The sequence below is a fragment of the Halobellus rarus genome (genome assembly GCF_024494595.1).
In the GTDB taxonomy this organism is placed as follows: Archaea; Halobacteriota; Halobacteria; order Halobacteriales; family Haloferacaceae; genus Haloquadratum; species Haloquadratum rarum.
In genome coordinates, this window is record NZ_JANHDI010000019.1 from 1 (window position 1) to 6556 (window position 6556).

The following is a 6556-nucleotide window of genomic DNA, read 5'->3' on the forward strand; positions in this document are numbered from 1 at the left end:
CGGACAACTCGGAGACGGAGAGACTGCTACGCTGTCGTTCGCTCCGAGTTCGCTCGACTCGGGATCGAACGCTGTCAGTCTCGGGATGGCATCCGTCTCCTCGGATGCTCCGGCGATGACCGCGGACTACTCGATCGAGGTCGAGGAGGTCGACGGGGCTCTCGATCCGAGTGTCGACATCGATGAGGACGGGACTCCCGAAGTGTCTCACTCGGGACTGCTCACGAGCGGGCAAACGGAGTCCGCGACGATCGACCCGACCCTCTCCGACGACTCGTGGTCCGTCTCGGGATCGGGGAGTCCCGTGACGGTCTCCGCGGATATCACGGAAGCGACGGTTACGAGCGATCCGGCTGTCGAACTTAACGGCCAGACGGTCTCGCACACGGGGACGCTTGCAGACGGTGAATCTGTCTCGAAGACGCTCCCGGCTGACGCACTCCAGAGCGGGACGAATCGAGTGAACGTCTCGGTCGGCGACGGAACGCTCAGTAGCGACGCCCCGGATCCGAGCGTCGGCCTCGAACTCTCCCACGACGCGACGGACAAACAGACCGTCGACTACGCTGGCGAAGCCTGGAGCGAACGGTACAACGTCAGTCGGACCTACGGAAGCGCGACTGAAAACCCGACGCTCACGATTCCCTTCGACGGGAAGGTCGTCGAGATCGAATCTGTCGAACTCCGTCGCAACGGCGGGTCGTGGAAGGCCGCCGGGAACTGGGTGCACGATAGTACGACGCTGACAGTCGAGTTCGACGACGTCGAGAACGGCGACACGCTGGAAATCCGCGCGACCGGGCGGAAGGTCCGCACGGAGAACGGCGACATCCAGGTGACCGAACCGACGATCGAGGGCGACACGCTCAACACGGAGATCGAGATCACCGAGCGCCAGGAGGACTTCGTGATCGACGTCTCTGGGACGGCCGCGAGTGACCGGATCCACTACACGGCCGATGAATCCTGGGAGTCCTCCTCGTTCGTCGCCGTCGACGCGAACGGTGGTCAGGAACTCAGACTACCGGACGTGGTGGACGGCTCAACGACGCGCGTACGCACGGCTCCGCTGGAAGTCGACCCGCAGTCCGGATCTGCCGAGGTCGTCGTCTATGATGCTGACGAGCCGCAGTTCCATATCCGACCGGGCGAGTCCGAGGGCGACCTCGTCGACGTCGGGTGGATGGACGCGGCGTCGGAGGTGACCTACGACCTCGTCGACGACGACGGCAACCCGGTCGATACGTCGACGGCGAACTCGCCCGTGTGGTTCACGACGTCGGACGAGGCGGCGACGTACACGATCGTCGAATCCTCCGACAGTTCTGGACCGGACGTCCTCGGCCCGACCGACACCTCGGGCGGGACGGACGCGCCGCCCTGGATTCTACTCCTCAGCGTCGCGGGCGCGCTCGGACTGCTGATGCTCGTCTCACGCCGCGTCGGTAGCGACAGCAGCGGATCGGGCCGGTTCGGTCGTGGGACGCTGCTGTTCGCCATCGGGGCGGTCGTGGTCGCGATCGTCGCCGCCGAGCTGGTGACGGCCCAGCCGCTGCCGGCGGTCGTGATCGCGGCGCTCTCGGAGGCGGCCGCGTCGCTGGCGGGGCCGCTGGTGACGCTGACCGTCGGGCTCGGACTGCTCGTGGCGCTGTGGCAGGTCGACGTCCGGACGCGGGCGGACGTCCCGCGATGGCTGCTGATCCCGGGTGCGGGACTGGTGGTCGTCTTCGCGATCGAAACGATCTCGCCGGGGGCGATACTGGGGCCAATCTCGTCGGGCTTCGAGACGGTCGCGCCGGTCGTGCTGCTGACTGCCGCGGCCGGAGGCGTGTTCCTGATCCGCGAGTGGCTGCGTGCGCGACGTGCGGAAGCCACGACGCCGGACACGCAACTGAGCGTGGACCTCGGGAGCCTTCGACGCCGCTCCTCGAACGATGACGACGGCCGGAGGTGACGATGATCGGATCGCTGATCACGTCGGTTCTAGCGTACCTCGGTCTCGGTGGGAGCGTGATGACGGGCGCTGTGCTGCTCCTCGTGGCGTTCTACCTCTACCGCGGAGTCTCGGCCGGGCGGACGGTCGCGACACTCGCGGGATCGCTCGCAGCGTACGCGCTCGTGCTCCTGGTCGCGGTCGGGTTCGCGATTGTGCTCGGATGGATCGACCCGCATCCAGGGACGGCGTTCGAGGACGTCACGACGGCGGTCCGGATGCTCATCGAGGCCGGGAGCGGGCCGATGGGTGACGTCTGGACGTGGATCCGAGGATCAGTATGACGATCGTAGCCGACGTCGGGATCGACGTTCCGGATACAACGCGCGTATTCAGGACGCACGAACCGCGTTCACCGTCTCGACAGCACACTGAACAGGACCACCACTAGTTGACTGCTTTGGATAACTCGGCCCCTGCCTTGAATTTCACGACGTTCTTAGCAGCGATCTGAATTTCTTTGCCAGTCTGGGGATTGCGGCCCGTCCGTGCGGAACGCTTCGAGATACTGAACGACCCGAAGCCCCCGAGTGACAACCTATCGCCTTTTTTCAGCGCTTTCGTCGTTGCATTGATGAACGCATCGAGCGCCCGCTTCGCGTCCGCCTCCGACAACTTGCTGTCCGTCTGACTCGCGATGTACTCCGCGTCGATCACCACGTCAGCGTCCCGGCATTTCGCACTAGCCTCGTCGCCTTTGCCGGGGTTGAGATCGAGGGCGGCCGCGAACTCTGGGCACGAGTCGAAAGCCACCAGTGAGTTGTCCGCAGGCCCGTTTCCGGACCCTGGACTCCGCCCTGTCCGAGCGGAGCGCTTCGAGATACTGAACGCCCCGAATCCAACTAGGACGGCACTATCGCCCTGCCTCAGGGCCTTCGTTGTCGCGTTGATGAACTCATCCAGTACCTTCTCCATCTCCGAATTCCTCAACCCGGCTTCACTCGCCATCGCCTCTATCAGCTCGGCTTTGTTCATCGCCGCAACTTGACCTGAGGTCGACCCCAAGGCTAGTCCGAAAGTCGTCGAGAGGATCGCCCCGTTCCGGAGAATGGCTCGTCGCGAAAGCTTGCTTTGGGTCATCGTATTCTTATTCACGATACTGTATCGCTCCGCATAAATATAAGCATATTGTAAATACCATTTCAGGTTTGTTTCTTCTCGGGAGGGTCGAGAGAGCGCGCTGGCTTAGGTTGTGAGCGTATTCGGGCAGTTAAGCCAGTTTACAACGAGTACTCGGTACCTGCTGAACTGATCCTCTATATCAGCAGCGTGTTCCTGACAGATTCTGAGTAGATGACGGCCTGAATCGATTAGGGAGTCATCCATACTGACCGAATCAACGAAGCAGAAAACGAGTATAAGAACCGTTGTGTGGCTCCCGTCACTGCGTTTCATCTGGAGGGGTCGAATTTTTGCGCAGCCGCAGGGGTATTTTCTGTTTCTGTCCCTTTTAGGGACACTCCCTAAGGGGATCTTCGCACCCGGTGCGAAGGCCCCGTGTGGATTCACGTAGTCTCTCTCCGAAAGAAACGATCGCGATCGAAACGCGACTCCACGAGAAACAGGGGTTAGCCGGAATGGTATTTAAAGAAACAGGGGACAGAACGGTGTTGCCACTCAGCAGTCACCGCGCTACCAGGTGATTTTCTCTCGCTTCACGAGGCCGCCGTCGCGATCTCGCCCGCGGACCGCACGCGCCTGGAACTCGAGATCCACGAAGTCGATGACGTCCCGACCGGCACGACACCATGCGTCGAGACCCTCCTCGAGAACCTCCTGGATCGTCGGTTCCGGATCGCTCTTCAGCTCCGAGAGGACCGTGTCGAAGCGGATCTTCCCGCGGTCCTGATCGTTCCGTCGTTCGAACTCCGCGCCGTACTTGTCCATCCACCGCTGGATCGCCGAGTCAGCGGCCGATCGCGTCTCGACGTTCGCGAGCTTCGCGACGCGCTCGATCCCGCTTCCGACGAAGTTCTCGACGCGCTCGACGATCGCGGTGATCTCCTGGCGGATCTTCTCCGAGTAGTACCGGACGAGACCGCTGTCGTTCACGACGACGTCGCCGATCTCCTCGAGGGCGCGGTAGATCTGACTGACCGAGTAGCCGGTCTCGTCGGCGAGATCATCGTAACGCGCCTGCCCTCCGTCCGTCGCGAGCGTCTTCATCACGTCGCGAGCGCTCGGGGAGAGGTCCTGGAGGACAGTCGTGATCAGGTTCCCCTGCTCGGCCTCGAGCTGCGGCGTCGGATCGTCCCAGTAGCCGATCGATCGCTCGGACTCCTCGATCTCGAAGTGGTCGTCCTCGACGAACACGGTCGGGTCGGGCTTGATCGGGATGCCCGCCCATCGGAGCGTGTTCACGAGCGTCTCGTCGAGCTCCCGCACGAGGTCGTCACGATCGCTCCACTTGACCGAGTGACCGTTACTCCGGTACTCGCCGGTGAACCCGTCCGTCGTGTTCAGCGACTTGTGGAACGCGACACCGAACTTCGGCGAGGACAGCGGGTCGTCCTCGGTCTCCGCCGAACGGACGTGTTTCGGGTGATAGCTCTTCAGCCGCTTCCCGAGGTTGTGGTCATCGATCAGATCCGACGAGGAGACTGGGTCGAGTTCCATCGCGTGCCGATAGCCTACGATCTCGGAGTTGTCTCCCTTGTAGACCCACTGAGAGCCCTCCTCGTCGGCGAGGAGGTGCATCATCGAGTAGAACGCGCCGGTCGATCGGGTGAGCTTCTTCGCGTACTCACGCTTCAGCCGGACGTATCGCTCGAGGGTACTGATATTCGAGTCGCCGCGGATCCGGTTGAAGTACCGCCGGGAGATGTCGGTCCCGGCGTGGTCGGCGAGCTCCTGGAGGGAGCGCTGAAGGAGCCACTGGTACTCGTCGAACGAGAGGTTCGATCCCTGGAGGTGGATCTGACAGCCTTCGCCGCCACACCATGGAATCCGTGCTTCGTCTCCGTTCGGCTTCTTCAGTCCGTCCCACCGCGGAGAGACCACGTAGTCGGCCTTCGCTTCCGTATGGACGCTCTCGACGTGGATCTTCCACTCGTAGACCTTCTCCCCGTCGATCGGATCGGCCGGCCTCGGAGCGAGTCCCGTATCGGCGTTGTAGGTGAATCGGATCTGCCACTCCTCGCCGCCGATCTCCCGCTGAATCTCGGCGTAGCCGTCGAGGTCCTGAATCCCGATCTGGGTGAGCGCCCAGTAGGGACTCAGTCCGTTGTCGGTGAACCACCAGAACGCGTCGATCTCGTGGTTCGTCGGCGCTTGGTGGCTCACCGCTCTTCACCCCCGTCAGTCGCGACGGTCGACTCTTCGGAGTCGGAGAGGTAGGCGTCGAGATCTCGATCGAACGGCGACGGGGACTGATAGGTCCTGCGGGACTTCCGTTCGCTCCCGTCCTCGTCGAGGAACACCGCACAGCTCTCCAGCGGCGGACCGCGATCGATCGGCCTCGCTCGCTCCTCGCGATCGCCGTGTTCGTCGAGCCAGGTCCCGCGGTCGTCGAGCGCGTTGAGGACTCCCTGACGGGGCTCGCGATCGTAATGGTCGGCGAGCTTCCTCTCGACCGCTCGCCACGCGGAGAGGACCTCCAGAGAGTCGATCCCGCCGATCCGTTCGCGGACCATTCGCTGGGCGTCTCGATCGCCGACGAGATCGCGATCGAGGAACCGAGCGGGATCCTCTCCGAGCCGGTCTCGGAGCCGGGGGAACTCCACGCGATCTCGAGTCCGACGAGCGCTCATCGGTTGGGGGCCTCCGTCGGTTCGCCCTCGAGGAGCGCGGCGCACTCCCGGCAGACATGTTTTCCCTGGACGATGACCTCGGCGGCGTTGTCACACGGGCCGAAGCAGCGCGTCAACGCGCCTCACCTCCCGGGATTCGGGCCTTCGGCTGTGTGGGGAAGCCGTTCTTCGGGTGGTACTGCCGCTTCGAGGGTCGGTTCGAACGACAGCCGAGACAGAGAACGACGACGTGCTCGGCGTCACCGAGGACACAGAGGCGAGCCTTCTCCGGCCGGGTGATCTTGGTTCCGCAGTCGTAGCACCGCATCACCGCCGCTCACCTCCGTCAGTCGCGACGCGCTCGGGACCGCCATCCCGCAGCGCGCCGGGTTCCGCGAACCGTTCTCGGGCCGGACAGGTCCGACGAATATGGAGTGAGAGACTCGCGTGGTCGCTGATCGGTTCGCCGCAGAGTGGACACTCGACGGTGCAGATTCGGAGGTTCCCGTCGGCGTCGGCGCGACGCTCCAGCGTCACGGCGACCACCCACCTGTGATTCGAACCGACAGACGGCAGAGGGGGCCGTCAGAATTTTTCTTCTGTTTCGAAGAAAGAGGCCTCTGTCTGTTTTCGTTATCGCACGAGATTAGGTGGCTGGGGAGTTGTGGCCCCGAATCCGGGTTGGCAAAATGCCAACCGGAAAGGGGATGGGCCAACACGGTATTGACAAATTCGGGTTTCGATCCGGCGCTGTCTGCTAATTTCTGATTTAAAGTTTTCTGTCATAAGTTGTCAGGAATGTACTCTCGACGGCGGCGCATCCGGTCGCGCTCGC

The 6556-nt window shown here is 63.1% G+C and carries 6 protein-coding genes and 1 pseudogene; 2 read left to right on the top strand and 5 right to left on the bottom strand.

The genetic code is table 11. The features are described from left to right. Positions 1 to 1954: pseudogene (locus NO876_RS17845) on the top strand (hypothetical protein); the annotation flags it as partial. Continuing rightward, positions 1951 to 2277, top strand: coding sequence for a hypothetical protein (locus NO876_RS17850; RefSeq protein WP_256423034.1), 327 nt, complete (start codon positions 1951 to 1953; stop codon positions 2275 to 2277). The pseudogene NO876_RS17845 and the gene NO876_RS17850, both read left to right, overlap by 4 nt. Positions 2278 to 2380: 103 nt before the next feature. On the opposite strand, the gene NO876_RS18175 is transcribed toward NO876_RS17850, so the two are convergent. The 5 genes from NO876_RS18175 to NO876_RS17875 all read right to left on the bottom strand — a co-directional run bounded on the left by NO876_RS18175 (position 2381) and on the right by NO876_RS17875 (position 6258). After that, positions 2381 to 3088 (bottom strand): HU family DNA-binding protein, encoded by a 708-nt coding sequence (locus NO876_RS18175; RefSeq protein ID WP_256423035.1) that lies wholly within the window; start codon positions 3086 to 3088, stop codon positions 2381 to 2383. A 537-nt stretch (positions 3089 to 3625) separates the two neighbouring features. Further along, complete coding sequence (locus NO876_RS17860; RefSeq protein WP_256423036.1) at positions 3626 to 5275, bottom strand: DUF7845 domain-containing protein; 1650 nt, start codon at positions 5273 to 5275, stop codon at positions 3626 to 3628. Then, positions 5272 to 5742, bottom strand: coding sequence for a hypothetical protein (locus NO876_RS17865; RefSeq protein ID WP_256423037.1), 471 nt, complete (start codon positions 5740 to 5742; stop codon positions 5272 to 5274). The genes NO876_RS17860 and NO876_RS17865 overlap by 4 nt, the downstream gene beginning before the upstream one ends. A 112-nt stretch (positions 5743 to 5854) precedes the next feature. Next, the gene (locus tag NO876_RS17870) at positions 5855 to 6049 is read right to left on the bottom strand and encodes a hypothetical protein (protein WP_256423038.1); all 195 of its coding nucleotides are present in this window, start codon (positions 6047 to 6049) and stop codon (positions 5855 to 5857) included. Then, positions 6049 to 6258, bottom strand: coding sequence for a hypothetical protein (locus tag NO876_RS17875; RefSeq protein WP_256423039.1), 210 nt, complete (start codon positions 6256 to 6258; stop codon positions 6049 to 6051). The genes NO876_RS17870 and NO876_RS17875 overlap by 1 nt, the downstream gene beginning before the upstream one ends. Positions 6259 to 6556 lie beyond the last annotated feature (298 nt).